The following is a 24813-nucleotide window of genomic DNA, read 5'->3' as shown; positions in this document are numbered from 1 at the left end:
TACCGCCTCATCAGGCTCTCACCGTCCCTGACTCGCTTTGGATTATAGTATATACTACTTTTCCTTATCATCGTCTTTCATTTTGTTAAACTAAAATTAATGTACTACATTCGAGAGAAAGATGCAAGATGCCAAAAAATATATGAGCGATTTTTGTAATATATTGACTTACCGATAGTGTCCGACAACCAATCCAATAAAAAAATTGCCGGAATGAATCCGGCAATTTTCTAATTACTTACGTAACTCCGCACCGAATTTCTCTTCTACCGTTGTTAGTACACGGTTATGTGCTTCTGTTACTTCTTCGTCTGTTAATGTACGTTCTGCATCGAAGTAAGTCATAGAGAATGCAAGTGATTTCTTGCCTTCTTCCATTTTTTCACCTTCGTATAAGTCGAATAATGTTACATCTTTCAGAAGTTCTCCGCCAGCTTCAGCAATGACTTGCTTCATTTCACCAGCTTTTGTTTCTTTTGTTACTACAACAGCCATATCACGCGTCATAGATGGGAAACGTGGAATTGCTGCGTAGTAAGTTTCTTCTGCGTCTGCACCGAATACTTTTACAAGAGATAGTTCGAATACGAATGTATTTTTCACATCTAATTGTTTTTCTGCTTCTGGGTGCAATTGACCGATGAAACCAATTACTTCGCCATCCAATACGATGTCAGCTGTACGGCCTGGGTGCATACCTTCACGTTTTACTGGTGCATATGTGATTTGGTTTGAAACGCCAAGCACGTCGAATAGTCCTTCTAGTACACCTTTCACAACGAAGAAGTCTACTACTTTCTTCTCACCTTGCCATGCATGGTGAAGAGCAAGACCTGTCATAACACCTGCAAGATGTTGTTCTTCTTTCGGAAGTTCTCCTTCTTCTGTCGGTAAGAAGATAGAACCTACCTCGTATAAAGCAACGCTGTCGTTTTTACGAGCGACATTGTATGAAACTGCTTCTAGTAATTGCGGTACTAAGCTTAAACGAAGTTGGCTACGTTCTTCACTCATTGGAAGTGCAAGACCTACAGGCGCCTTTTCGTTTGGCTCAACCATATATTGTTTCGCTTTATCAGCGCTTGTTAATGAATACGTGATTGCTTCATATAAACCAGCACCCTCTAAGAAGCGGCGTACTTTACGACGTTTCGTTTGTGCTGATGTTAATTTACCACGAGTCATCGTTCCAGAAGGTAATGTAACTGGAATATGGTCATAACCGTATAAACGGCCCACTTCTTCTACTAAGTCTTCTGAAATTGTAATATCAGGACGACGTGCTGGTACATTTACATGGAATGTTCCTTCTACTTCTGTGAATGGGAATTTCAAGTTTGTGAACATTGTACCCATTTCACTCGCAGAAATATTTGTACCTAATACACGGTTTACTTTTTCAGCAGTAACAGATACTGTACGCTCTTGTACTTGTAAGTTGTCAGCTTCTACCACACCTTCAAGTGCTTCACCACCAGCATATTTCGCCATTAAAGCAGCTGCGTGTTGAATTGCTTCAAATGTACGTGTTGGGTCGATTCCTTTTTCGAAACGTGCACTTGATTCACTACGAAGACCTAAGTCTTTTGATGTACGACGTACTGTTTGACCTGCAAAGTATGCAGACTCAATTAGAACGTTTACTGTCTCATTTGTAACTTCAGAATCCGCCCCGCCCATTACACCAGCAACAGCTAAAGCTTTCGTGCCGTTTGTAATTACAAGATGGTGGCTTTGTAATGTACGCTCTTGATCATCTAACGTTTCAATTTTTTCGCCTTCTTTTGCAAGACGAACAACGATTTCTTTTGAACCTAATTTATCGTAATCGAATGCATGTAACGGTTGACCGTATTCCATTAAAATGTAGTTTGTAATATCAACTACGTTGCTAATTGGACGAATGCCAGCTGCCATAAGACGAGTTTGCATCCACATTGGTGACGGACCAATCTTTACGTTTTTAACCATTTTTGCAATGTATAATGGGTTTTCTTCTTTCGCTTCTACGCTTACAGAAATATAATCAGAAGTTTTTTCTGCTGTTTCTTGTAAGTCGATAGCTGGAAGTTTTACTTCGCGGCCATAAATAGCAGCTACTTCGTAAGCAACACCTAACATGTTTAAGCAATCTGCACGGTTTGGTGTTAAGCCAAGCTCAAGTACTTCATCGTGTAAGTTTAAAATTTCAAGTGCATCTGCACCAACTTCAGCGTCACTTGGGAAGATGAAGATACCATCTGCGTATTCTTTTGAAACTAACTTTCCATCAATACCAAGCTCTTGAAGAGCACAAACCATACCATGAGAAGCTTCACCGCGTAGTTTTGCTTTTTTGATTTTGAAGTTACCAGGAAGTACAGCTCCAACTTTTGCAACTGGTACTTTTAAACCTTTTGCAATATTAGCAGCTCCACAAATAATTTGAACTGGCTCTTCTTCACCGATATCGATTAAGCATTTGCTTAATTTATCAGCTTCTGGGTGTTTTTCACATTCTAATACGTGACCAACTACAACACCTTTTACACCTTTATTTAATACTTCAACGCCTTCTACTTCAATACCACTTTTCGTGATTTTGTCTGCTAGTTCTTGTGCTGTTACATCTTTAATATCTACATACTCTTGTAACCAACGATATGATACGAACATATTTATCCTCTCCTTCCCTTACGCTCGTTTGAATTGTTGTAAGAAACGTACATCATTTGTATAGAAATGACGAATGTCATCTACTCCGTATTTCAACATTGCGATACGCTCTGCGCCCATACCGAATGCGAAACCTTGATATTCTTTTGAATCATAACCAGCCATTTCAAGTACGTTCGGGTGAACCATACCTGCGCCTAGAATTTCAATCCAGCCAGTTCCTTTACAAGTGCCGCAACCTTTGCCATGACACATCATACAAGAAATATCCATCTCTACAGATGGCTCTGTGAATGGGAAGAAACTTGGACGAAGACGGATTTCACGATCTTCACCGAACATCTTTTTCACGAATACTTGCAGTGTACCTTTTAAGTCACTCATACGAATGTTTTTATCAATTACAAGACCTTCAATTTGCATGAACTGATGTGAATGCGTCGCATCGTCGTCATCACGGCGATACACTTTACCAGGACAAATAATTTTGATTGGGCCTTTTTCTTTATTATTTTCCATCGTACGTGCTTGCACAGAAGATGTATGTGTACGTAGTAACGTTTCTTCTGTAATGTAGAATGTATCTTGCATATCACGCGCTGGGTGATCTTTCGGTAAGTTTAGTGCTTCGAAGTTGTAGTAGTCTTTTTCTACTTCTGTTCCTTCAGCTACTTCATAACCCATACCGATGAATACATCTTCAATTTGCTCAACAACAGCTGTTAACGGATGGTGACAACCTGTTTCAACAGGACGACCTGGCAGTGTAACATCGATTGTTTCAGTAGCTAATTTCGCTTCGATTACTGCTTTTTCTAAGTTACTAATTTTGTCATCTAAACGCGTTTGAATCGCTTCACGCACTTCATTTACTAATGCTCCCATACGTGGACGCTCTTCTGCTGACAATTTTCCCATGCCGCGTAATACTTCTGTAATTGGGCCTTTTTTTCCTAAATACGCTACGCGTACGTCGTTTAAGCCCTTTAGCTCTTTCGCTTCTTCAATAAGCTCTAACGCTTTTTGCTTTAGCTCTTTTAAACGTGCTTCCATTTTGGAACCCTCCTAATTTTAAAAATAAAAAAACCTCGCTCCCAAAAAGGGACGAGGTAAATTCGCGGTACCACCCTAAATTGACAGAACAAGTCTGCCCACTCATTAATTATAACGATCAATTCTGACCGGAACGCCTTTACATATACATGGTCCTGGCGTCAACTCCAGAGGTGAATTCACTTCCGTCTACCATAAGAATGCTTTCAGTCTACGGCACTCTCTCCCTATATGGCGATTTTGTAAGTTACTCTTCTCTATCAACGTTTTTCGTTATTTAACTTTTAATATAATGTACTTCAACTTATTATAAGAAGTTTTTTATTTGTTCGCAACCGGGCTTTGCAAATAATACGTTAAAATCCCTGCTGCAACCGCAACATTTAATGATTCTGCCCCGCCGTAAATCGGAATATACAAGTTTTGATCCGTTTTTGCAAGAATTTCTTGGCGTACGCCATTTCCTTCATTTCCTACAATTAATGCAAAACTGCCAGCCGGCGTTACTTTACCATACGGAACTCCATTTTCAAGAGCTGTTCCATATACAGGAACGTTGTTTTCTTTTAACTTGTCTACCCATTCTTCTAAGTTCCCTTTTACAATTGGTAAGTGGAAAATAGAGCCTTGTGTAGAGCGGAGTACTTTACTATTGTAAACATCAACACAACCTTCTCCAAGCACAACAGCGTGAATACCAGCTGCATCAGCTGTACGAATAATTGTTCCTAAATTACCTGGGTCTTGCAGGCCATCTAATAAAAGGAATTTCCCATCAGTAAGAGCTACTTCTTTCTCATGCTTCTCACAAACAGCAAATACACCTTGTGTCGTTTCTGTTTCACGAAGTATTTTGACAATCGCCTCAGGTACGATATACATTTCCACATCATTAACTGTCCAATCTTTCGGAAGGTCTGTCTGATCTGAAACGATAAGTTCTGTTACAATTCCTGCCTTCAAAGCTTCCTCGACTAAGTGGAATCCTTCTACAAAAAATAAACCTTTTTTATCGCGTTCTTTTTTCGTTTGCAGCTTTTTCCACTGCTTTACACGCGGATTTTGTACTGAATCAATGTTTTTCATAATATGTATTTCCCTCTCTTCTTGTCTTATCATTATAGCCTATTTTTCATACATATTTACATAAAAAAGAACAAAAACTAACGTCAGTTTCAATTCTGAAGAAGAGGTGAAAGCAATGAGTTTTAATTTACGCGGTGCTGTATTAGCGAATGTATCTGGAAATTCACAAGATCAATTACAAGAAACAATCGTCGATGCAATTCAAAGCGGTGAAGAAAAAATGCTTCCAGGTCTTGGCGTTTTATTTGAAGTCATTTGGAAAAACGCTGATGAAAATGAAAAGCACGAAATGTTAGAAACACTAGAGCAAGGATTAAAAAAATAAGCAATTTGAAAATCACCTTTGCATCAGCTAAGGTGATTTTTTTGCGGAAAATTTTTTTCTTCTCCTAAACATTTCTACTTTACTAACGAACTATGATGGAGTACAATGTTCAAAATACATTTAAACCGATCGATTTTTCTTCATATACACCATAAGATAAAAGGAGTGAATGTTTTATGCACCGTATTACGCTTGAACAAATTTTTAAACACCACATTACACAAAAATACGTAAACCGTTCTGGAATGGTCCACGCGATCGCTGTCGCTTACCATGCGTTTCACCTAGCCAAAAAGCATCACGCCTCAGTCGATGCTGCCACAAAAGCTGGCTTCCTTCATGATATCGGACATCATACGTGGTACACAGGCGGCGAATGGGATTATGACTTATATAAAAAGAATGATATCCATGCAATTAAAGGCGCTGAAAGAGCACATAAATTACTTATTAGATTAGGAGAACATCCAAAACTAGCAAAAGAAATTTCTATTGCAATTCTTCTTCATACAGATTCTTTCTTAGTGGAACAAGAAATTGAAAGAACATCTCTTCAAAATATTATTAAATGGGCAGATGAAGCAGATGAAGAACCGGGCGGAGCGCATCATTATCGAACAATTTCTTATGAAAAAGCACTTAAAGCAATTCAGCAATTAGATCGATTGGTAGAGCGTGAATTGCAAATAGAGCAAGCAAAATTGAGTAACAAGACAGAACATAGTTATCAATGAGAAAGAGGCATCACTACAGGGTGATACCTCTTTTATTATTTTGTGGAAAATACACCTTTATATGTAATATTTAAATATTACTCCTGAAAACAAAATGCCTTATAATTAAATATACAAATATAAAGAGGTGATTCTACATATGCAACCCGCTACACAACTTTCTAATGAACAGAAATACTCTATGTCATGGGGACAATTTATTAGCTCCGTTGTATTCGCTTTTTTCGGAACCGGACTTATTACTGTGTTCCTCGCAATGCCCTTAACAATTTATACAGCTGGTCTCACAAATAAAAAACAAATTGCCCTGTACGAATCTATTGCCAATACCGCAAGTACCGTATTACAACTAGCCGTATTGTTATTCTTCATTTTTAAATTCGAACCCGCAAAAAAATTACTACTAAAATCTTTTAACTTTAAAACACTGAAAGAATGGCGCACATACGTATATTTACTTCTTTTCTTCGTTATAAACATCGTACTCAATTACATACTGTTAAATTATGTGTTCCAAGACGCAACGAAGCAGCAATCTTCCGCACTAAGCTTAGACGTCTTTAAGCAATATGAAATATTATTGCTTCTCAGCTTCGCCATACTCACACCTATTTTTGAAGAGCTTATTTTCCGTGGTTTTATACTTCGCTTCTTCTCAGAACGCTTTCCATTTTGGATTGCAGCCATCGTAACAAGTTTCTTCTTCGGTATCGCTCATACATACTCACTTGGGGTAATGGTCATTACTTTCTTTATGGGATTATTAATGGCGATTTTATGTAAAAAAACAAAGTCCATTATTCCAGCTATGTTATTTCATATTATGAATAATATGTTAGCATTCTTAGGATAAAGAGAGGTGTCATGATGATACCTCTCTTTACTCTTTTATCATTACTTCAAACCCTTCTACAGTTACGTTTTTAATAATCCGTATCGTTATTACCCTTTTCAATAAATTTATATATATTAATTAATAATATCCAAAATAAACCTCATGTAGTAAAATATAACTCATTACATAGAAGGAGATTATATATGTTTAGCTTACTTTGGGTTGTTTATATGCCATTTCTTGTCTTATGTGGATTTTTCGGTGGTATTTTTTTAATTGTTACTAGCATGAAACATCGTAAATTATTTGCTGGTTTAATGGGGCTACTTAGCTTTTCCTTTGTCACACTACCTTTTGTTTTTTGGGGCATGGGAGTGGAGAGCAATACAATCCTCCCTATTTCGACTACTTTATATTGGGTACTGTTTTCTTTAACTGGATTATCAGCAGGATTGAGTGGATTACAAGCAAAAATTAAAAGTATACGTAATATGGGATTCATTATTTTTACCATTGGAATATTAGGGGTTATCTTCTGGGTACTCATGTCTGTAGGTGATTGATTCTATATATAACTTTTTTCGAAACCCACAAATCGGAGGTAATACAGAAATGTTCGGAATATTAATTTGGATGATTTTAGCTTTTACTTTAATGTTATGCGAATTCATCGTCGGCATTTTTTTAATTATTGCTGGTATGAAATGTCGTAAATCATTTACTATTATAGCTGGTTTAATTAGCATATCGCTTATCGTTGTTCCTATCGTTTGTATAGGTTCTGGAATAGATTTAGAGGAGGTGGTTCCAATTTCGGGAACTTTATATTGGTGCCTGTTCTCTTTAGCTGGACTATTAGCTATTATAAGCGGCAGACAAATATCAAGTATTCGTGCTATGGGAACAATTTTGTTTATAACAGGGCTCTGCTCCGTAGCTGGTTACCAGCTTTTATATTTAACTGCATAAAGAGCACAAAAAAGCAGGGAATTTAATTCCCTGCTTTTCTATTTGGTTTATTGCCTGATTGTAAGAAGAACGATAACACCCAAGCGATACCTGCTAGTATCGTTGCGATTAAGAAGGCATCGTTAATACCGTTAATTGCAGATAGCTTTGAAATTTGTCCATATAATAGTTGTGTGCTCATCGCATCTCCTGCTTGAGCCGATCCAGCTAAGGCCGCTAAGCTTTGGCCCATGCCGTGTACTTTATCAACTAAAATTGGGTTGGATGTTGTTAACATATTGCCGTAATCTGCTACGTGAGCAGTTGTTTGTTGCGTCATAAGTGTGATTAAAATCGCTGTTCCGATTGAACCAGCTACTTGTCTTGACGTATTTTGCGTTGCTGTACCGTGAGAAATTAATTTCATCGGCAGTGCGTTCATACCAGCTGTCATAATTGGCATCATAATGAATGACATACCAATTGAACGTATAATATAATCCGTCATAATAACGCTATACGGTGTATCCATCGATAATTTTGTAAATTCATATGTCGCATACGTCGTAATTGCCAATCCAATTATCGCTAATGGACGAATGCCATATTTATCGAATAATTTACCCGCTACTGGTCCCATGATTCCCATAATTAATGATCCTGGAAGAAGTAGTAAACCAGATTCAATTGGCGTAAAGCCACGAATGTTTTGCAGATATACTGGAAGTAATAACATACCTCCAAATAGTGCCATCGTTACGATTGCGTTAATTACTAAAGTAAAAGTAAATACTGGATATTTAAATACTTGTAAATCAAGCATTTTATTGTCCGTTGTTAACTCTCTCCAAATAAATAACGCTAAACCAATTACACCGATAACAAGTGAAATAATGACTTCTGCACTAGTCCAACTATTATTTCCAGCTTCACTAAATCCGTACAATAAGCTTCCTAGTCCAATACTTGAACTAACCACACCGAATATATCTAATTTCGTTTTAGACACTGGCTGAGCTAGTGTAAAGAATTTTAAAGATAGGAACGTAATAATTAAACCGATAATAAACATCGCATAGAACATTACATTCCAGCTATAATTTTCAATCACCCAACCTGTTACAGTTGGTCCGATAGCTGGTGCTAAAATCATTGCTACACCTAGTAACCCCATCGCTGCTCCGCGTTTATGAGGCGGGAATAATGTCATGAAGATATTCATACCAACCGGCATTAAAATACCCGCACCAACTGCTTGAATTACACGGCCTGTCATCATCATTGTAAAGTTTCCTGAAGTAGCACAAATGATAGATCCTACCGTAAAGAATAACATTGCGGCTACGAATAATTTACGATACGTAAATCGTGAAACTAAAAAGGCACTAATCGGTACTAAAATACCATTTACAAGCATGAAGCCTGTAATTAACCATTGTGCTGTTGAAGTTGATACGTTAAATTCATTCATTAACGGAGGTAATGCAACGTTAATGATTGTTTGGTTTAAAATAGAAACGAACATGCCGAGAATTAATACAGCTACAACTGCTTTTACATTCACATTCTCTACAGGTGTAGACATTTGTTTTTTCGGCACTTCTTTTTCTTGTTTTACTTCTTCTTGCTTTCCTGTTTCTAACTCAACTACATTAGAAATTTCCGATTCTTGCTTTCGTTCAATTTCTTTCTCTTCTGTTTCAACTTTACTTACTTCTATTTTACTTACGGCTGGGACTTGTTCTTCTCCCATTTTCGTTTTTTTCTTTCGTAAAAGACGATTTACAAGGAAGAAGACGATTATACAAAATAGTGCATATCCTGCAATTACAATTGAGGACATCTCATCTCCCCCTTACTTATGAATACGAACTGTCACATTCATGCCAGGAACAATATTTACTGATTTGCTATGGTCTAAAGAAATTTTAACTGGTACTACTTGTGTTACTTTCGTATAGTTCGCTGTTGCGTTGCTTGATGGCAACATAGAGAATGTATTCGCTGTTGTTAAGCCAACTTGTTCTACTTTTCCTGTTAACGTTGTATCTGGGTATGCATCTACATACACATCTACATCTTGACCTTTTTGAACATCATCGACATCTGTTTCTTCAATGTTTGCTGTTACCCATAAATTGTTCATATCGAATGCGTAAGCAATCGGGCTACCAGCTCCAACGAAAGCATTTGTTGTTGCGTTTGATTGTACAACCGTTGCATTTTGTGGAATTGTTACATCTACTGTTTGTTCTCCATTAGCTGCCGCTACAGTAACAGTACCTAGTTTATCGTTCTCATTATAATTTTTTCCTACTTCAGCTTTCCAGTCAGTTAGTTTACCTGCTACTGGTGAAGCAACCGGAATTACCTTTCCATCAATCTTTGCATTGTCTGTTTTTAAGTAATTTTCCGTTTGGTTGTAATAGTAATAACCGCCAATACCGCCGCCAACTAGTACAATTAATGTGATAATGTTGATAATTACCATTCTTCGAAACTGATTCATTGCATTCCTCTCCTTATATCGCATATAATTTTTTTCTAAACTATTTATGTCCTTATTGTTTAGATTGTTTAATTGTTAATTATATTAACCTTTTAACAAAAAAATCACACCATCTGCAGCATAAATCGAAATTTATCTACCTGCGAGCGGTGCTGATTTCTGAAGGACTATCGTTTATAATTATAAATAATTATTTTGAATCTACAACCGACAATTTACGTATGAAATGTCGCTTAAACAACAATATAATACCAATATGTTGTTTAAGTATAGAAAATTAAACGAGGAGAAGAAAAATGTCTATTAAAAATACAAATGATCCACGTGTAAAGCGAACGAGACAACTCATTCAGGATGCTTTTGTCGCTTTAGTAGGCGAAAAAGGCTTTGAAAATGTAACTGTTCAACATATTGCAGAACGCGCTCCTGTAAATCGCGCTACATTTTATAGCCATTACCATGATAAATATGACCTATTAGACAAAAGTATTGAAGAAATGTTAGAGAAGCTAGCAGAAGTAATTAAACCGAAAAATAGAAATAAAGAAGATTTTCAACTTACATTCGATTCACCTCACCCTACATTTTTGGCTTTATTCGAACATATCGCAGAAAATGTAAACTTTTATAACGTTATGCTTGGGGATAAAGCTGCCGGAAACTACTCTTATAAAATGATGAAAACAATACAAGTGCATTTAACATTAAGCTTGTCTATTTCACAACCAGATGATGAAGATCTTATGGTTCCTCGTGATATTTTAATTAGTTATGTTACAGGGGCTCACATCGGAATGATTATGTCATGGTTAAAAAGAGGAATGATATATACTCCGCATTTTATGGCGATGCAATTAACTCGTTTAATTATTTTAGGCGCTCATACTGCAGCAGGATTAGAACGGCCTTTTTAAAACATAAAAAAGCGAAGGAGAATCTCCTTCGCTTTTTCTATTAATTAAATGTAATGTTATGTACAGCCTCTTTATCAAGACGTTTAATAACTTCTACAATTAACTTCACTGCATTTTCATAATCATCACGGTGTAACATTGCCGCATGAGAATGGATATAGCGCGTTGCAATTGTAATTGCCATAGAAGGAATACCATTTACAGCAATGTGAATCGCACCCGCATCCGTTCCTCCGCCCGCTACTGAATCATATTGATACGGGATTTGTAATTCATCAGCAACATCAACTACGAAATCACGTAAACCTGTATGTCCAATAACAGAAGCATCATATAAAATGATTTGTGGTCCATCGCCCATTTTACTTTGCGCTTCTTTTGACGTTACACCCGGTGTATCTCCAGCGATACCAACATCTACTGCGAACGCGATATCTGGTTTAATATAATTCGCAGATGTTTTTGCGCCACGAAGACCGACTTCTTCTTGTACAGTTCCAACGCCGTATACAACGTTTGGATGCTTTTCATCTTTTAATTGTTTTAATACGTCAATTGCAATTGCACAACCGATTCGGTTATCCCATGCTTTTGCAAGTAACATTTTTTCATTCTTCATCACTTGGAATTCAAAGTAAGGTACAACTTGATCTCCTGGTCGTACGCCCCACTCCATCGCTTCTTCTTGGCTAGAAGCACCGATATCGATGAACATGTCTTTAATTTCAACTGGCTTTTTACGAGCTTCTGGAGGTAAGATGTGCGGTGGTTTTGAACCAATTACACCTGTTACATCTCCTTTACGCGTTACAATCGTCACGCGTTGCGCAAGCATAACTTGTGACCACCAGCCACCAACCGTTTGGAAGCGAAGGAAACCTTTGTCATCGATTTGTGTAATCATAAATCCAACTTCATCTAAATGACCTGCAACCATAATTTTCGGGCCGTTTTCTTCCCCTACTTTTTTCGCAACTAAACTCCCTAAATTATCAGTAGAAAGTCCGTCCGCAAACGGCTCGATATATTTCTTCATTACTTCACGTGGTTCACGTTCGTTACCAGCAATACCACGTGCATCCGTTAATTCTTTTAGCATTGTCAATGTCGCGTCTAATTTTGTCATTGCCAACACCCTCCTTTTTCTTCAGTCAATTCATTATACAATAATTAAATTGAAATATTCAAAAATTAAATTAGTATCCTTGTGTTTGACGCTGATGATTTACTTCATTTTTATCTAAATATGCTTTTTCAATCTCTTCTTGCTCAAATTCAAGTGCTTGTCCGAGTCGAAGGTAGCTCGTAAATAATTCAATATAGTTTGTAATAGATGGTTGATCTGTAAAACGAATTACTTTCGCATATGTGTCTAAGAAAATTTCCACTTGTGTTTTATTCGTTTGTGCACATTTATAGAATAGGAAGTTTTTATCAATACCTAAATCAATGCCGATTGATAAAATAAAATGCAAACCATCTACGTATTCTTCTAATATTACTTCACGTTCCGAAGCTGGTTTGTTGCTCCAATATTTAAAACAACGTGTTTCATTTGCAAGTTCTCCAATTTCTACAAGAAGAGCTAACATTTTTTCTTTTAACAATTTTTTCGGTTGTAAGTCATGTTCTTTTGCAATACGGTCATCTAATTCTTTTTGTAATTTAAATAGTTGTAGTAAGTCCATTCTATTGTCCTCCTCCAACATCGCATTTTACGCAACAATGTTGTTTCATCTCAAAGTTCATTATTATGTTTCAGTTCTTATGAATAAGTCAGCTATCTACCTCTTTATAAAATAGCTTGTCCTTAATTTACAAATACGTTTCAGTCATCACTCTTAAATTGTTCATCTGATGAAAGTTCCATATCATCTTTCCATTATAGCAGTGTCGTTTCGGCTAGGAAAGATACTCTTCTTTCCAAACGAGCAGAATTGAAAAAAGCCAGGAGTATTCTCCTGACTTCATATGCATATTCTTCTATACTGCTATAACTTTTATATTGATTTTGTCATATTGATAACGACATAGCCGTTAATCTTTAGAATTTCTTTCACTTCTAACTTCTATTTGAATACAAATAAAAAAACCTTAGAAGAAAATTCTTCTAAGGTTTCAACTAATTAATTAGTTAATGTTGTTTTTTGCAACTGTTGCTAATTCAGCGAAAGCTTTTTCGTCATGAACAGCTAAGTCAGCAAGCATCTTGCGGTTAACTTCGATGCCAGCATTTTTAAGACCGTGCATTAAGCGGCTGTAAGAAAGACCATTCATACGAGCTGCTGCGTTGATACGTGTAATCCATAATTTACGGAAGTCACGTTTCTTTTGACGGCGGTCACGGAATGCATACATTAGAGATTTCATAACCTGTTGGTTAGCAACCTTGAATAATGTATTTTTTGAACCGTAGTAACCTTTTGCTAATTTAATTACTTTTTTACGACGTTGACGAGTAACTGTACCACCTTTTACTCTTGGCATAATATTACCTCCTAATTGTTCTATATATCAGCCGAACTTATTTTAAGTTGTCAAGCATTTGACGAATGCGTTTGAAGTCACCAGCGCTTACTACACCAGCTTTACGTAGTTTACGTTTAGCTTTTGTAGATTTGTTAGCGAATAAATGGCTTGTGTAAGCGTGAGAACGTTTCAGTTTACCTGATCCAGTCTTTTTGAAACGCTTTGCAGCGCCGCGATGAGTTTTTTGTTTAGGCATAGGTATTTCCTCCTCTATCTATTACTTATCGTTTTTCGGTGCTAAAACTAAGAACATACTGCGTCCTTCCATTTTAGGCTTAGATTCAACTGTACTAACTTCAGCACAAGCTTCTGAGAAGCGATCTAAAACACGTTGACCGATTTCTTTATGAGTAATGGCACGTCCTTTAAAGCGAATTGACGCTTTAACCTTGTCGCCTTTCTCTAAAAACTTGATAGCATTACGAAGTTTTGTGTTAAAGTCGTGTTCATCAATTGTTGGACTTAAACGAACTTCTTTCATGCTAATTACTTTTTGATTTTTGCGCTGCTCTTTTTCTTTCTTCTGTTGCTCAAAGCGGAATTTACCGTAGTCCATAATGCGGCATACTGGCGGTTTCGCATTTGGAGCAACTAATACTAAATCAAGATTAAGATTTGCAGCTAAGTCTAAAGCGTCATTACGAGACTTGATTCCAAGTTGATCGCCATTTGCGCCAACTAAACGTACTTCACGTGCACGAATTTGCTCGTTAATCATCATATCCTTGCTAATAGTAAGCCACCTCCAAGGTTTTCTCAGAACATATTTTGTAGTCATAGAACCCGAACAAAAAAAGTGCGGGCATACGACACCCACACTTGTAAAATCTTAAGTAAGAAATACATTTACCTGTTAACTGCGAATGCGTCCATCAGGTGAGAAGCGGGTGCTTCTACTTGTTCCACAAAACAATATTCTATTATCCTTGATGAGTTTATCATAGGACATGACGTCTGTCAAGAAGACGCGATGTGTTTTACTAACAACAAGAAACATTGTAACAAACAACTAACATACTTGCAATACTTTTTTATGATAAGTGTTACATGGTTATTTTTTCTAATTTTTCTCAAGTATATTACATAAAAAAGCCGCGGTATACCGCGGCTTTTTCTTATCGTTTTCCTTCTACTTTAATCATGTCAACAAAAGCATCTAATGCGATTGTTTCTGATTTTTGTTCACCATATTTACGTACGTTTACGCCGTTTTCAGTTACTTCATTGTCACCTACTACAAGCATGTACGGAATTTTTTGCATTTGTGCTTCACGGATTTTGTAACCGATCTTCTCTTCACGAGTGTCTAATTCAACACGGATACCAGCACGACGCAATTCGTCTTGTACTTTCTTCGCATAGTCTAAATGTACTTGCGGAGAAACTGGAATTACTTGTACTTGAACTGGAGCTAACCATGTTGGGAATGCACCTTTGTATTCTTCAATTAAGAAGGCTACAAAACGTTCCATAGTTGATACAACACCACGGTGAATTACAACTGGACGATGTTGTTTACCGTCTTCACCAACGTATGATAATTCAAAGCGTTCTGGAAGTAAGAAGTCTAATTGTACAGTTGAAAGTGTTTCGTCTTTTCCAAGAGCAGTACGAACTTGAACATCAAGTTTTGGACCGTAGAATGCCGCTTCACCTTCAGCTTCATAGTAATCAAGACCCATTTCATCCATAGCTTCTTTTAACATACCTTGTGCTTTTTCCCACATCTCATCATCCGCATAATACTTTTTAGTATCTGCTGGGTCGCGGTAAGATAGACGGAATGAGTAGTTCTCTAAACCGAAATCTTTGTACACTTCTAGAGTTAAGTTTACAACACGTTTTAACTCTTCTTTAATTTGATCTGGACGAACGAAAATGTGCGCATCGTTTAAAGTCATTCCGCGTACACGTTGCAATCCAGATAACGCACCTGACATTTCATAACGGTGCATTGTTCCAAGTTCTGCAATACGGATTGGTAATTCACGGTAGCTGTGAATATCATTTTTATAAACCATCATATGATGAGGACAGTTCATTGGACGAAGAACTAATTCTTCGTTATCCATTTCCATTGATGGGAACATGCCATCACGGTAGTGGTTCCAGTGACCAGAAGTTTCATAAAGCTCTCTGCTTCCTAGTACTGGAGTATATACGTGATCATAGCCTAAGCTTGCTTCTTTATCAACGATGTAACGCTCGATAATGCGGCGGATTGTTGCACCTTTTGGTAACCAAAGTGGTAAACCTTGTCCTACTTTTTGGCTATTAGTAAATAGTTTTAATTCTTTACCTAATTTACGGTGATCGCGCTCTTTCGCTTCTTCAAGCATACGTAAGTGCTCATCTAATTCTGCTTTCTTAACGAATGCAGTACCGTAAATACGTTGTAGCATTTTATTATTGCTATCGCCGCGCCAGTAAGCACCTGCAACGCTTAATAATTTAAACACTTTAATTTTTCCTGTAGATGGAAGGTGAACACCACGACAAAGGTCGAAGAATTCGCCTTGCTCATAGATTGAAATAACTGCATCTTCTGGAAGATCGTTAATTAAATCTAATTTTAACTCATCGCCGATTTCTTCAAAGCGACGAATTGCTTCTGCACGTGGCACTTCATGACGAACGATTTCTAAGTTCTCGTTCACGATTTTTTGCATTTCTTTTTCGATTTTCTTGAAGTCTTCAACTGTAATTGCTTCTTCCATATCAATATCGTAGTAGAAGCCATTTTCAATTACTGGACCAATGCCAAGCTCAACCTTAACATCTTTATATAAACGTTTTAACGCTTGTGCTAAAAGGTGGGCTGTTGAATGGCGTAAAATATATAGGCCATCTTCAGAATCTAATGTAATGATAGAAACTGCACCATCTTCTTCGATTGGTGTAACAAGATCGATCATCTCATCATTTAATTTTCCAGCTACAGCTTTTTTCTTTAAGCCTGGGCTAATAGAAGCTGCGATTTCTTCAGTTGTTACGCCTTTTGGAAACTCCTTCACAGCTCCATCAGGGAAAGTAATTTTAACTACATCTGCCATCACTGGTCACTCCTCTTTTTCTCAAAATAAAAAACACTCATCCCGTAAAAAGGGACGAGTGTTGAATTCGTGGTTCCACCCTTGTTCCAATTAACATAATTGTTAATTGCTCAAGTTCAACATAACGGTGTTGTCCGTTAGCAATTACTAGAAAAACCGTTCACTGCTAAAGTTTAGAGGTGGTAAGTAATAATCCCGTACTAGGAAGCTCACACCCTAAGGCTTCCCTCTCTGAAAATCGTAGAAAACTACTCATGTCCTCATCATGACATTTCAATATATTTCATTTATGTAGGTAATTATATGCTCAAAAACTTAGAAAATCAAGGGCGTTACCTTTATTTTTTAAATTTTTCACATTGCGCTCAAAATCATGTAATCCATGTAATTGGACCCGTTCTTGGAACACATTTCGCAAAGTAATAATCATATTATGGTCTTGTTCTTTCGTATATAAATAAATCTTTTTGGGCGAAATAGAAAGAAGCGGCGCAATTACTTTCGTATCAATATATACATCATTTTGCTTTAACAATTCCTCATCTATATATTGGACCAACTTCTCCTGTTTTAAACGTCTACCTTTATCATCATAAAAGATAAAGCTTTCATCAAAAATAAGATGCACACAAGACAAACGTGATTTACGGCTGCTTACTTGTTGCCGAAGCGTCTCAATGAACATTTGGTATTCTTGCTCCATCTTATATTCATCAATTGCCACTTCCGCAAGTTTAGCCACCATTTCCCTATATGTACGAAGACGAAAACGGATATATGATGAAAACGAGAATGAGAGCGGATCACAAAGCCAATTGTTTAAAGAAGACTTAATATATGACTCAAATGCGTTACGCGTTAAATCCTGAGCTACACCTTTTCTTCTTCCCTTTAAAATCTCATGTGCCATGTGCAATATTTGATGACACTCTTCTTGTTCTTCATAAAAAAACTTTTCTTTTAAAATCGTATAAATCCACTCATTTTGTTTCACATTCACAATGAAATACACCATTACTGGCAATAAGATCTTTTCAATATAATTCGATTCACGTACTGGTATGTGAATCACCACTTTTTGTTCCTGTAAATACACACTCGTTTCCTTATATAATACTTCCGCTCTTTTCAGCAATTGTCTATATACGTGCATAGCATCATTTTTTTCTTCGAAGCAAATTTCAATCACTTTTGTCCCCCCTTTTATCCCCGCTCTAAAGGACTGTATCTATACGTTACAAATCCTATAAGAGTCCGTCCCGCGTGAAGTTCACTCTTAGTAGAATCACATTTCCTATTGTTAGAAAATCCACTCAATATGGCTTGCTAATTTTATATATATTAAGGGAGGGAGAAAAAAATGATACAAGCTACTATGAATTTTTATTGTATACTTTACTTATCAATAAAAGGGGGTATCTGAATGTTTGAATATAAATTCGTAAAAGTCGAATTACATTGGGGGTTCACTCGCTCAAAACCAGCTGAAGACTACCAAGAAATTATTCAAGAACATGCTAGAGATGGCTGGAGGTTCGTACAGATTGTTGCCCCTACGATTGGCAGTTCTGGACAACCTGAATATTTCGACCTCATATTTGAAAAGAAAATATCACTATAATACAAAAGAGCAAGCTTCTCAGCTTGCTCTTTTACTTATGACGACGGTTTTTCCCACCAATTGGAATTGGTTTCGCTAAATATTTAATTCGCTCCATAATACGTGCTGCCTTCATTTCTTCAGCCTCACCACGCTGCGTATACGTTAAATGGTGTTCCAGTTGTTTAAAATCAAAATTAGACGTAAAGAACGTCGGTAAGTTTTCTAACATACGGAATTGCAAGATTGCACCAAGCACATCGTCACGCACAAAGCTTGACATCGCTTCTGCCCCGATATCGTCTAACATTAAAACTTGTACGCGTTTAACCGCATCAATCTTTTCACCAATCGAATTATCTTGAATTGAACTTTTAATTTCACGTAAAAATTCCGGGAAGTATACGAGCATCGAACTTATTTTCTTTCGAGCAAGCTCGTTCGCTATTGCTCCTAAAAGGTAAGTTTTTCCTACACCAAATTTACCGTACAAATATAAACCTTGTGCTTTTTTACCTGGTTCATATGTACTTAAAAATTCATTCGCTGCACCAATTGCATCGATACGTGCATTTAAATCAGAAGGGTCTAAGTTTTCCATAGTTGCCTGCAAAATATCCGTTGGCATATATACACTTTGAACGAGTTTTTCATATTTCTTTCTCTCGTCATGTGCTACTTTTCTAACGCAGCGATCGTATTGAATATCAATCATCTTCCCTTGAATAACAAGCTTTGGCTCATAACCTTGTAGCATATTTTTACATGAACCTAAATCCGGACAATCCACGCAACCTACACTTTGTCCAATATATTCATATAACTTCACAAGACTGCGCTCAATCATAGAAGTCGTTACTTCACCCTTATGTTCGTCTATAAATTCTTTCACACGCGGATGCGCCATTACTTCTGCCTTTAGTACTTCATATCTATTTTTAAAGTTTTCATTTTCCATTAATTTTGCAAATGAATTTTGAATATGCTCCATTTTCTCACCTCAAAGAGCGTTCATTCTCTTCTATTAATCACGCTTATATTTTTTTAACACTTCTTCTAGTCGTTTTCTTTCATCTTCTAGCGTACTTGCATCTTTTTCTACACTTATATCTTTCTTCTCTGTTTCTTTCTCTTGTTCTTTCGGCTCTTCTTCCTTAAGCCAATCTGGCACCATTTCTTTCCGCACCGTTTTCTTCGCCGTACGGCCTTTTTTCTTCGTCTCAGCCCACTCTTGATATTGACGGTTCTCTTCTTTCGCTAACGCCATCGCGTCCGCTACTGTACCGACCTTTTTACGTGCCCAATGCCCAGCAATCTTCTCGACATACGTTTTCGCAAGTTTCATATCTGAGCGTAGCATAACGTAATAAATAAGTACATTCACAACTCCTGGTGTCAATTTTTGATTAATCATGACATCTTCAACGATCTGCAAGTCCGCTTTCGTTGCCTCTGCACCACCAGAAATCTCTTTCAATAGTTGTTTTGGCGAGATTTCCTCTAGCTGCTTTATTAACATCTCCTCTTGCGATGAAGGCTCTTTCTCTTTCATCGTACGTGCAGCATGAGGCTGTACTCTTTCACTTAATACCGGTAATGCTTGACCATTTTCAAATTGATACCAATCGCGCGCTCCTTTTCTAAGCCTTTCCATATCAATTGTTTGCATCTCTGTCACTGCACCAAGAACGATATTTTGCATCGATAACACATCTACACCATACACGTAAGCAAGTGTTATAACGCAGTCTCTCACTTGATCTGTAATCGCCTTTTTAGGAACAAGAGCGGACAATCCATCTACAAATAAAGAGAAATCAAAGAAATCATTCCAAACTTTCGGAGCGTCTCCCTTCTCGTTACTTGGCATAGTTGTCGTTTTTGGAATACGAAGGTCTTCTTGCGCATGCTCAAGCTGTCCTGGATTAAACGAACCAAACACATCATTGAAAGAACGCGTAACATTTTCATAAGAAGCAAAATCAAATTCTTCTTCTAAGAAATATTGCTTTACTTGATTATATTTTGTCCGGCTCAATCGATTATATAAAAAGATACTTAAAACAATATCATCAAAAAACTGCTTCGGAGATAAAGGTGGTTGCAACTCATATATGAACATTCGAATATCTTTTTCTTTCTTAATATAAACCTTCAATAGCCCAATTGCCTCTAACTTTACTCGTTCCTCATATATTTCAGGAAGTTGCATTTGCATAGTCACCATAAGGGAATGATGCGTATTCTCTTTTCCAAATACACGATCTTGCTCTAGCTCTCCCCATAGTGTCATGTATAAGCTAAAAGCTCTACTACCTATTAACGGCTGATACAACATCGTTAACACTTTTCGGTCGTAATTGTGCAGTAGCCCTTTCGCACTTACTTTATAACGATCAATCGGCAATAGCTCCATCCATGACTGTTTTTCCATTCTTGCTTTTCCTTTCTCTCATCCAATCTATCCTCTACTTCATTCGTTCTATCTTCATTATATAAATTCTTAGTGAAAAAGAGCTATTAGCTTGCGCTTCTAGCTCTCTTATCCTATTACTTACGGTATGTAAAGAGAATAAAATACAACTTCTACTCTCTTTCTTTTTGCAGTATATCTTTTAATTCTTCAATAAATACATTTAAATCTTTAAATTGACGATATACAGAAGCAAAACGTACGTAAGCAACATCATCAATATCGCGCAGTTCTTCCATAACAATTTCACCAATCATATCACTTTTCACTTCTGATATACCTAAATTACGCAGTTCACGTTCCACGCTTTGTGTTACTTCTTCTAATTGTCTTAAAGATACTGGTCTTTTTTCACACGCTTTAATTAAACCGCGTAAAATCTTTTCTTTATTAAACTCTTCTCGTGTGCCTTCTTTTTTTACAACGATAAGAGGTGACTCTTCTACCCTTTCAAAGGTCGTAAAGCGACTTAAGCAGCTTTCACACTCTCTCCTTCTTCGAATAGAGCGCCCCTCGTCTACCGGACGCGAATCTAACACTCTTGTACCATTATGAGAACAGGATGGACAACGCAATTCATTCACTCCTTTACACTATACTCTTTATTTTTCTCTACTCACTTCACCTAAAATATATATACAATATTATATAACTCATTCTAACTCTCTTACCACTTTAAGTTTCAGCGCATCATTTTATCATCTCATCCTTAAAAATAAGATGGTATATAGAGAGCACTACCTCATTTGCAAGAGTCCAATTTATTCAACTAACGATTACGTTATATTTTTCCTTTTTTATAAACTAAAAAAGAGGTGCATTATACACCTCTTTACATTTTAAATCAATTATGTTCTTTTTTAAAGAGCTTTTGTTTCTCTCTGCTTAATTTCGAAGCTACCAGTGCCTCGAGGAAGCTCGATGCTCTCACGCGTTTTCGCGTTTAAACCTTCTGCAATATATTCTGCAGCAACATTTGGATCAATACGATCCCCACAAGTATAAACATCAATACTCGCGTAACCGTGCTCCGGAAAGCTATGAATTGTTAAATGTGATTCTGAGATAATTACTACTCCACTTACACCTTGTGGTGCAAATTTATGGAAAGCAACCTCACGCACTTCAGCACCAGCTCTTAGTGCTGCATCCACAAATAATTGTTCAATATACGGCATGTCATTAAGCTTGTCGAAATCGCAATCCCAAAGTTCAGCGATCACGTGACGACCCATCGTATCCATAGTATCCATTCTACAGTTCCCCCTTGTAAATTTATTCTAACTGTTCGAATTGAAAACTAATTTGCAATTTGGCTTGCTCCACTACCACGGGGGAAAGTTAGTCCAGAGAGGTCCTAACCCTTTAAGTAGTGACTACGTACCTCAGCTCTTAAGTTTACGAGTGTTAGTATACTTTGTTTATTTTCATTTTGCAACAACAGTTTTTTCGATTTTCTGTCATATTTTCCTCTTTACTTTTCCCTAAAAAAAATAAACGATTCACAAATGCAGTAATCACAACGTTTCGTGGTATGTCCACTTTTTAAAATATACTCATATAATTTTTTTCCTTTTCAGAAAAAAATAAAAAAAGAGGGCAAATATTGCCTTGCCCTCTCCTCCCTTATTCACTTAAATGTGTTGCACATTTTCTTGTTTCGCTAACTCTTCAACAACTAACGTTACAAGATCTACAACACGACGAGAGTAGCCCCACTCGTTATCATACCAAGCAAGTACTTTCACTTTACGATCACCCATTACCATTGTAGATAAACCATCGATAATAGCTGAATGCGTATTTGTATTAAAGTCGATAGATACTAAAGGCTCTTCGCTGAATTCTACAATACCTTTTAAAGCACCGTTTGCAACAGTTTTGAATGCATCGTTAATAGCTTCAACTGTCACATCGCGTTTTACATCTACTACTAAGTCAACAAGAGACACGTTTGGTGTTGGTACACGAAGTGCCATACCATGAAGTTTTCCGTTTAAATGCGGAAGAACTTTTGCTAGCGCTTTCGCAGCACCTGTCGTTGTCGGAATGATTGATTGTCCGCAAGCACGTGCTCTTCTTAAATCTTTATGTGGGTTATCAATATTTTTTTGGTCATTTGTATAAGCGTGAACTGTCGTCATTAAACCGTTTTCAATTCCAAACTGCTCATCTAACACCTTCACAACAGGCGCTAAACAGTTTGTTGTACAAGATGCATTTGAAATAACAGTATGTTTTGTAATATCTAATTGGTCTTCGTTCACACCAACTACAATTGTTACATCTTCATTTTTACCAGGCGCCGTTAAAATAACTTTTTTCGCTCCAGCTTCAACGTGAAGAATTGCTTTTTCTTTTGAATTAAATTTACCAGTTGCTTCAATTACAACTTCAACACCTAAATCTGTCCAAGGCAATTCCTTTGGATCGCGGTTGTTTAAAAGGCGAATCATTTTTCCATCAACTAATAAGTGATCTTCAAATGCTTCTACTGTTCCGTCAAACTTGCCATGAACTGTATCATATTTAATTAAGTGTGCTAACGTTTCAGATGGATAGCTTGCATTGATTGCTACAATTTCGAATGCGCTTTCTTTTATTGCTTGACGAAATACCATTCTCCCAATACGTCCAAATCCATTAATTGCCACACGAGTCATAATATGTTATCCCCCTTGAATGCGTTATACTATTTATCTCCAATCCCAATAATAGTATAACACAAAAAGGAGATATGTCACTAAGCATTTTCATTAATTTCACAATTTTTTAGTCAATAATGTTCCACTTCTTTAAAATTACCTGCAATTGTGTTTTCGTTCCCATAATTGTGCCATCATTATTTATCACTTCATCTGCATTTTTCACTTTTTCTTCTAACGGCATTTGAGATTGAATACGAACTGTTGCTTCTTCTTCTGAAAAGTTATTTCGTTTCATTAAACGCTCTAATTGCGTATGCGGCTTAACCGCTACAACTAAAATGCGGTCAACGAGACTTGTTAATTTACTTTCAAATAAGAGAGGAATATCTAACACAACCGCTTGCATACCTTCTTCTATGTACATTTCCTTTTTCCTATTCATTTCCTCACGCACTGCAGGATGAACAATTTTATTTAACTGCAATCGTTTTTCTTCATTATAGAAAACGACACTTCCTATTTTTGGACGATTTAGTTCTCCATCTTCTTGTAAAACTTCCGTTCCAAATACTTCTACTATTTTGTTATATGCTGGTTTTCCTCGCTCTACAACTTCTCGTGCAATAATATCTGCATCAATAACTGGTATACTGAGCTCGCGAAACATTTGAGATACTGTACTTTTTCCGCTTGCAATGCCTCCTGTTAATCCAATTACTACTGTCATCATAATCCTCCTCATAATAAAAGGCGCGAAACTAATGTTCCACGCCCATACTTACATTTTCCAAATTCCAATAATAATGAGTAATACTCCAGGCAGGAATGTAAATTTTTGTAACCACTTCATATTCGATAAAACCGTTCCAAGTTTCATTCCAATAAATAAAAACAAAGAACTCATAACTGCAACTAATATCGCCATCATAGCGGGTGCATACCCTAATAAAGATGCACCAATTCCGGCACCAAATGAGTCTACAGAAAGAGCGATACCAAGAAGCAATGCTTCTCCTGCAGAAATGGTGCCTGATTTATCAAAATCTGCTACAGTCGGTTTCCGTAAAATTTGAATCACTAGCCCTAGCGAGGCAATCTCTAATTTCCAGACCTTCTCCTCTTGCTTCGGTTCTTCTTTTTTCTCACTTCGAAAAAATTGATATAATACCCAAATCCCTATTCCAATAAGAACAAGCCCACCGATACGCGTTGCGATAACAGGTGAAAATACTTTCGCGATCATATGTCCAATTCCCATTGAAACAAGCATAACAGCCGCTGAACACATTCCGATAATTATTATTGATCTTAGTGGTATTCTTACGCTTCTTAAACCATATGTTAGCCCTACACTACAGCTGTCTAAGCTTAATGTAAAAGCTAATAAAATAAGAGATAAATAAAGGTACATCGGTAAGCTCCTCCCTTATACATAGCTCTGCTGTATGTAT

At 36.9% G+C, this 24813-nt stretch carries 26 protein-coding genes and 4 other annotated features (1 of these 30 only partly in view); of the genes, 7 read left to right on the top strand and 19 right to left on the bottom strand.

Annotation, left to right across the window (positions count from 1 at the left end):
- Window positions 1–80: a binding site (T-box leader), on the bottom strand (it extends 172 nt beyond the left edge of the window).
- A 154-nt stretch (window positions 81–234) separates the two neighbouring features.
- From pheT to ACTFRH_RS25350, 3 genes are all read right to left on the bottom strand, one after another.
- Entirely contained in the window at window positions 235–2655 is a 2421-nt protein-coding gene (pheT, locus tag ACTFRH_RS25360; protein WP_000498192.1) for a phenylalanine--tRNA ligase subunit beta, read from the bottom strand.
- An 18-nt stretch (window positions 2656–2673) separates the two neighbouring features.
- A complete protein-coding gene (gene pheS / locus ACTFRH_RS25355; protein ID WP_000388219.1) occupies window positions 2674–3708 on the bottom strand; it encodes a phenylalanine--tRNA ligase subunit alpha in 1035 nt (344 codons plus the stop codon).
- Between the two features lie 44 nt (window positions 3709–3752).
- Window positions 3753–3981, bottom strand: a binding site (T-box leader).
- 48 nt (window positions 3982–4029) lie between these two features.
- Window positions 4030–4827: a TrmH family RNA methyltransferase gene (locus tag ACTFRH_RS25350; RefSeq protein ID WP_003302967.1), complete on the bottom strand. Its 798-nt coding sequence runs from the start codon at window positions 4825–4827 to the stop codon at window positions 4030–4032.
- Window positions 4828–4909: 82 nt separating this feature from the next.
- Between ACTFRH_RS25350 and sspI the strand changes: the two genes are divergently transcribed.
- The 5 genes from sspI to ACTFRH_RS25325 all read left to right on the top strand — a co-directional run bounded on the left by sspI (window position 4910) and on the right by ACTFRH_RS25325 (window position 7657).
- Window positions 4910–5119 (top strand): small acid-soluble spore protein SspI, encoded by a 210-nt coding sequence (sspI, locus tag ACTFRH_RS25345; RefSeq protein WP_000009509.1) that lies wholly within the window; start codon window positions 4910–4912, stop codon window positions 5117–5119.
- 176 nt (window positions 5120–5295) lie between these two features.
- Window positions 5296–5853 (top strand): HD domain-containing protein, encoded by a 558-nt coding sequence (locus tag ACTFRH_RS25340; protein ID WP_000554787.1) that lies wholly within the window; start codon window positions 5296–5298, stop codon window positions 5851–5853.
- 139 nt (window positions 5854–5992) lie between these two features.
- Window positions 5993–6706 carry a CPBP family intramembrane glutamic endopeptidase gene (locus ACTFRH_RS25335; protein WP_001182125.1) on the top strand — a complete coding sequence of 238 codons (714 nt, stop codon included), beginning with the start codon at window positions 5993–5995 and terminating at the stop codon, window positions 6704–6706.
- A 185-nt stretch (window positions 6707–6891) separates the two neighbouring features.
- Window positions 6892–7251, top strand: coding sequence for a hypothetical protein (locus tag ACTFRH_RS25330; RefSeq protein WP_000492094.1), 360 nt, complete (start codon window positions 6892–6894; stop codon window positions 7249–7251).
- A gap of 49 nt (window positions 7252–7300) precedes the next feature.
- On the top strand, window positions 7301–7657 hold the full coding sequence (locus ACTFRH_RS25325) for a hypothetical protein (RefSeq protein WP_003302962.1): 357 nt from the start codon (window positions 7301–7303) through the stop codon (window positions 7655–7657).
- A gap of 22 nt (window positions 7658–7679) precedes the next feature.
- On the opposite strand, the gene ACTFRH_RS25320 is transcribed toward ACTFRH_RS25325, so the two are convergent.
- Together ACTFRH_RS25320 and ACTFRH_RS25315 are read right to left on the bottom strand one after the other, a co-directional pair.
- On the bottom strand, window positions 7680–9479 hold the full coding sequence (locus ACTFRH_RS25320) for a DHA2 family efflux MFS transporter permease subunit (RefSeq protein WP_000095299.1): 1800 nt from the start codon (window positions 9477–9479) through the stop codon (window positions 7680–7682).
- Window positions 9480–9491: 12 nt separating this feature from the next.
- A complete protein-coding gene (locus tag ACTFRH_RS25315; RefSeq protein ID WP_001071419.1) occupies window positions 9492–10145 on the bottom strand; it encodes an HlyD family secretion protein in 654 nt (217 codons plus the stop codon).
- A gap of 296 nt (window positions 10146–10441) precedes the next feature.
- Between ACTFRH_RS25315 and ACTFRH_RS25310 the strand changes: the two genes are divergently transcribed.
- A complete protein-coding gene (locus ACTFRH_RS25310) occupies window positions 10442–11059 on the top strand; it encodes a TetR/AcrR family transcriptional regulator (protein WP_000023661.1) in 618 nt (205 codons plus the stop codon).
- A 40-nt stretch (window positions 11060–11099) separates the two neighbouring features.
- On the opposite strand, the gene ACTFRH_RS25305 is transcribed toward ACTFRH_RS25310, so the two are convergent.
- From ACTFRH_RS25305 to ytxC, 7 genes are all read right to left on the bottom strand, one after another.
- On the bottom strand, window positions 11100–12185 hold the full coding sequence (locus tag ACTFRH_RS25305) for a M42 family metallopeptidase (RefSeq protein ID WP_440048823.1): 1086 nt from the start codon (window positions 12183–12185) through the stop codon (window positions 11100–11102).
- 70 nt (window positions 12186–12255) lie between these two features.
- A complete protein-coding gene (locus ACTFRH_RS25300) occupies window positions 12256–12747 on the bottom strand; it encodes a dUTP diphosphatase (RefSeq protein WP_000365050.1) in 492 nt (163 codons plus the stop codon).
- Window positions 12748–13189: 442 nt separating this feature from the next.
- Window positions 13190–13546 carry a 50S ribosomal protein L20 gene (gene rplT, locus ACTFRH_RS25295; RefSeq protein ID WP_001138362.1) on the bottom strand — a complete coding sequence of 119 codons (357 nt, stop codon included), beginning with the start codon at window positions 13544–13546 and terminating at the stop codon, window positions 13190–13192.
- A gap of 37 nt (window positions 13547–13583) precedes the next feature.
- Window positions 13584–13784 carry a 50S ribosomal protein L35 gene (gene rpmI, locus ACTFRH_RS25290; RefSeq protein ID WP_001125945.1) on the bottom strand — a complete coding sequence of 67 codons (201 nt, stop codon included), beginning with the start codon at window positions 13782–13784 and terminating at the stop codon, window positions 13584–13586.
- 21 nt (window positions 13785–13805) lie between these two features.
- Window positions 13806–14309 (bottom strand): translation initiation factor IF-3, encoded by a 504-nt coding sequence (gene infC / locus ACTFRH_RS25285; protein ID WP_000973215.1) that lies wholly within the window; start codon window positions 14307–14309, stop codon window positions 13806–13808.
- Between the two features lie 63 nt (window positions 14310–14372).
- Window positions 14373–14493, bottom strand: a sequence feature (ribosomal protein L20 leader region).
- Between the two features lie 210 nt (window positions 14494–14703).
- Window positions 14704–16641 carry a threonine--tRNA ligase gene (gene thrS / locus ACTFRH_RS25280; RefSeq protein ID WP_000786083.1) on the bottom strand — a complete coding sequence of 646 codons (1938 nt, stop codon included), beginning with the start codon at window positions 16639–16641 and terminating at the stop codon, window positions 14704–14706.
- 47 nt (window positions 16642–16688) lie between these two features.
- Window positions 16689–16917: a binding site (T-box leader), on the bottom strand.
- Between the two features lie 31 nt (window positions 16918–16948).
- Window positions 16949–17830 (bottom strand): putative sporulation protein YtxC, encoded by an 882-nt coding sequence (ytxC, locus tag ACTFRH_RS25275; RefSeq protein ID WP_000569629.1) that lies wholly within the window; start codon window positions 17828–17830, stop codon window positions 16949–16951.
- Window positions 17831–18064: 234 nt separating this feature from the next.
- On the opposite strand from ytxC, the gene ACTFRH_RS25270 reads away from it, so the two are divergent.
- Window positions 18065–18262, top strand: a complete 198-nt coding sequence (locus tag ACTFRH_RS25270; RefSeq protein ID WP_000464457.1) for a DUF4177 domain-containing protein — start codon at window positions 18065–18067, stop codon at window positions 18260–18262.
- A 31-nt stretch (window positions 18263–18293) separates the two neighbouring features.
- Here the strand turns inward: ACTFRH_RS25270 and dnaI are convergent, their stop codons facing one another.
- From dnaI to ytaF, 7 genes are all read right to left on the bottom strand, one after another.
- Window positions 18294–19232 (bottom strand): primosomal protein DnaI, encoded by a 939-nt coding sequence (dnaI, locus tag ACTFRH_RS25265; RefSeq protein WP_000400104.1) that lies wholly within the window; start codon window positions 19230–19232, stop codon window positions 18294–18296.
- Window positions 19233–19265: 33 nt separating this feature from the next.
- On the bottom strand, window positions 19266–20675 hold the full coding sequence (locus ACTFRH_RS25260) for a replication initiation and membrane attachment family protein (RefSeq protein WP_000415026.1): 1410 nt from the start codon (window positions 20673–20675) through the stop codon (window positions 19266–19268).
- 152 nt (window positions 20676–20827) lie between these two features.
- Window positions 20828–21289, bottom strand: a complete 462-nt coding sequence (nrdR, locus tag ACTFRH_RS25255) for a transcriptional regulator NrdR (RefSeq protein ID WP_001203687.1) — start codon at window positions 21287–21289, stop codon at window positions 20828–20830.
- A gap of 285 nt (window positions 21290–21574) precedes the next feature.
- Window positions 21575–21958, bottom strand: a complete 384-nt coding sequence (gene speD / locus ACTFRH_RS25250; RefSeq protein WP_002003660.1) for an adenosylmethionine decarboxylase — start codon at window positions 21956–21958, stop codon at window positions 21575–21577.
- 390 nt (window positions 21959–22348) lie between these two features.
- The gene (locus ACTFRH_RS25245) at window positions 22349–23377 is read right to left on the bottom strand and encodes a glyceraldehyde-3-phosphate dehydrogenase (protein ID WP_000198974.1); all 1029 of its coding nucleotides are present in this window, start codon (window positions 23375–23377) and stop codon (window positions 22349–22351) included.
- Window positions 23378–23486: 109 nt separating this feature from the next.
- The gene (gene coaE / locus ACTFRH_RS25240) at window positions 23487–24089 is read right to left on the bottom strand and encodes a dephospho-CoA kinase (protein ID WP_000219322.1); all 603 of its coding nucleotides are present in this window, start codon (window positions 24087–24089) and stop codon (window positions 23487–23489) included.
- A 51-nt stretch (window positions 24090–24140) separates the two neighbouring features.
- Entirely contained in the window at window positions 24141–24773 is a 633-nt protein-coding gene (gene ytaF, locus ACTFRH_RS25235) for a sporulation membrane protein YtaF (protein WP_000281744.1), read from the bottom strand.
- Window positions 24774–24813 lie beyond the last annotated feature (40 nt).

The organism is Bacillus cereus group sp. MYBK216-1 (assembly GCF_051916495.1).
GTDB lineage: Bacteria > Bacillota > Bacilli > Bacillales > Bacillaceae_G > Bacillus_A > Bacillus_A thuringiensis_K.
The sequence above is the reverse complement of the archived record's forward strand: the minus strand, read 5'-3'. Positions and strand labels throughout refer to the sequence as shown.

Coding starts and splice junctions, on each gene's coding strand:
- pheT (WP_000498192.1), bottom strand. CDS start 2,655: ATGTTCGTATCATATCGTTGGTTACAAGAGTATGTAGATATTAAAGAT.
- pheS (WP_000388219.1), bottom strand. CDS start 3,708: ATGGAAGCACGTTTAAAAGAGCTAAAGCAAAAAGCGTTAGAGCTTATT.
- ACTFRH_RS25350 (WP_003302967.1), bottom strand. CDS start 4,827: ATGATAAGACAAGAAGAGAGGGAAATACATATTATGAAAAACATTGAT.
- sspI (WP_000009509.1), top strand. CDS start 4,910: ATGAGTTTTAATTTACGCGGTGCTGTATTAGCGAATGTATCTGGAAAT.
- ACTFRH_RS25340 (WP_000554787.1), top strand. CDS start 5,296: ATGCACCGTATTACGCTTGAACAAATTTTTAAACACCACATTACACAA.
- ACTFRH_RS25335 (WP_001182125.1), top strand. CDS start 5,993: ATGCAACCCGCTACACAACTTTCTAATGAACAGAAATACTCTATGTCA.
- ACTFRH_RS25330 (WP_000492094.1), top strand. CDS start 6,892: ATGTTTAGCTTACTTTGGGTTGTTTATATGCCATTTCTTGTCTTATGT.
- ACTFRH_RS25325 (WP_003302962.1), top strand. CDS start 7,301: ATGTTCGGAATATTAATTTGGATGATTTTAGCTTTTACTTTAATGTTA.
- ACTFRH_RS25320 (WP_000095299.1), bottom strand. CDS start 9,479: ATGTCCTCAATTGTAATTGCAGGATATGCACTATTTTGTATAATCGTC.
- ACTFRH_RS25315 (WP_001071419.1), bottom strand. CDS start 10,145: ATGAATCAGTTTCGAAGAATGGTAATTATCAACATTATCACATTAATT.
- ACTFRH_RS25310 (WP_000023661.1), top strand. CDS start 10,442: ATGTCTATTAAAAATACAAATGATCCACGTGTAAAGCGAACGAGACAA.
- ACTFRH_RS25305 (WP_440048823.1), bottom strand. CDS start 12,185: ATGACAAAATTAGACGCGACATTGACAATGCTAAAAGAATTAACGGAT.
- ACTFRH_RS25300 (WP_000365050.1), bottom strand. CDS start 12,747: ATGGACTTACTACAACTATTTAAATTACAAAAAGAATTAGATGACCGT.
- rplT (WP_001138362.1), bottom strand. CDS start 13,546: ATGCCAAGAGTAAAAGGTGGTACAGTTACTCGTCAACGTCGTAAAAAA.
- rpmI (WP_001125945.1), bottom strand. CDS start 13,784: ATGCCTAAACAAAAAACTCATCGCGGCGCTGCAAAGCGTTTCAAAAAG.
- infC (WP_000973215.1), bottom strand. CDS start 14,309: ATGATGATTAACGAGCAAATTCGTGCACGTGAAGTACGTTTAGTTGGC.
- thrS (WP_000786083.1), bottom strand. CDS start 16,641: ATGGCAGATGTAGTTAAAATTACTTTCCCTGATGGAGCTGTGAAGGAG.
- ACTFRH_RS25270 (WP_000464457.1), top strand. CDS start 18,065: ATGTTTGAATATAAATTCGTAAAAGTCGAATTACATTGGGGGTTCACT.
- dnaI (WP_000400104.1), bottom strand. CDS start 19,232: ATGGAGCATATTCAAAATTCATTTGCAAAATTAATGGAAAATGAAAAC.
- ACTFRH_RS25260 (WP_000415026.1), bottom strand. CDS start 20,675: ATGGAAAAACAGTCATGGATGGAGCTATTGCCGATTGATCGTTATAAA.
- speD (WP_002003660.1), bottom strand. CDS start 21,958: ATGGATACGATGGGTCGTCACGTGATCGCTGAACTTTGGGATTGCGAT.
- ACTFRH_RS25245 (WP_000198974.1), bottom strand. CDS start 23,377: ATGACTCGTGTGGCAATTAATGGATTTGGACGTATTGGGAGAATGGTA.
- coaE (WP_000219322.1), bottom strand. CDS start 24,089: ATGACAGTAGTAATTGGATTAACAGGAGGCATTGCAAGCGGAAAAAGT.
- ytaF (WP_000281744.1), bottom strand. CDS start 24,773: ATGTACCTTTATTTATCTCTTATTTTATTAGCTTTTACATTAAGCTTA.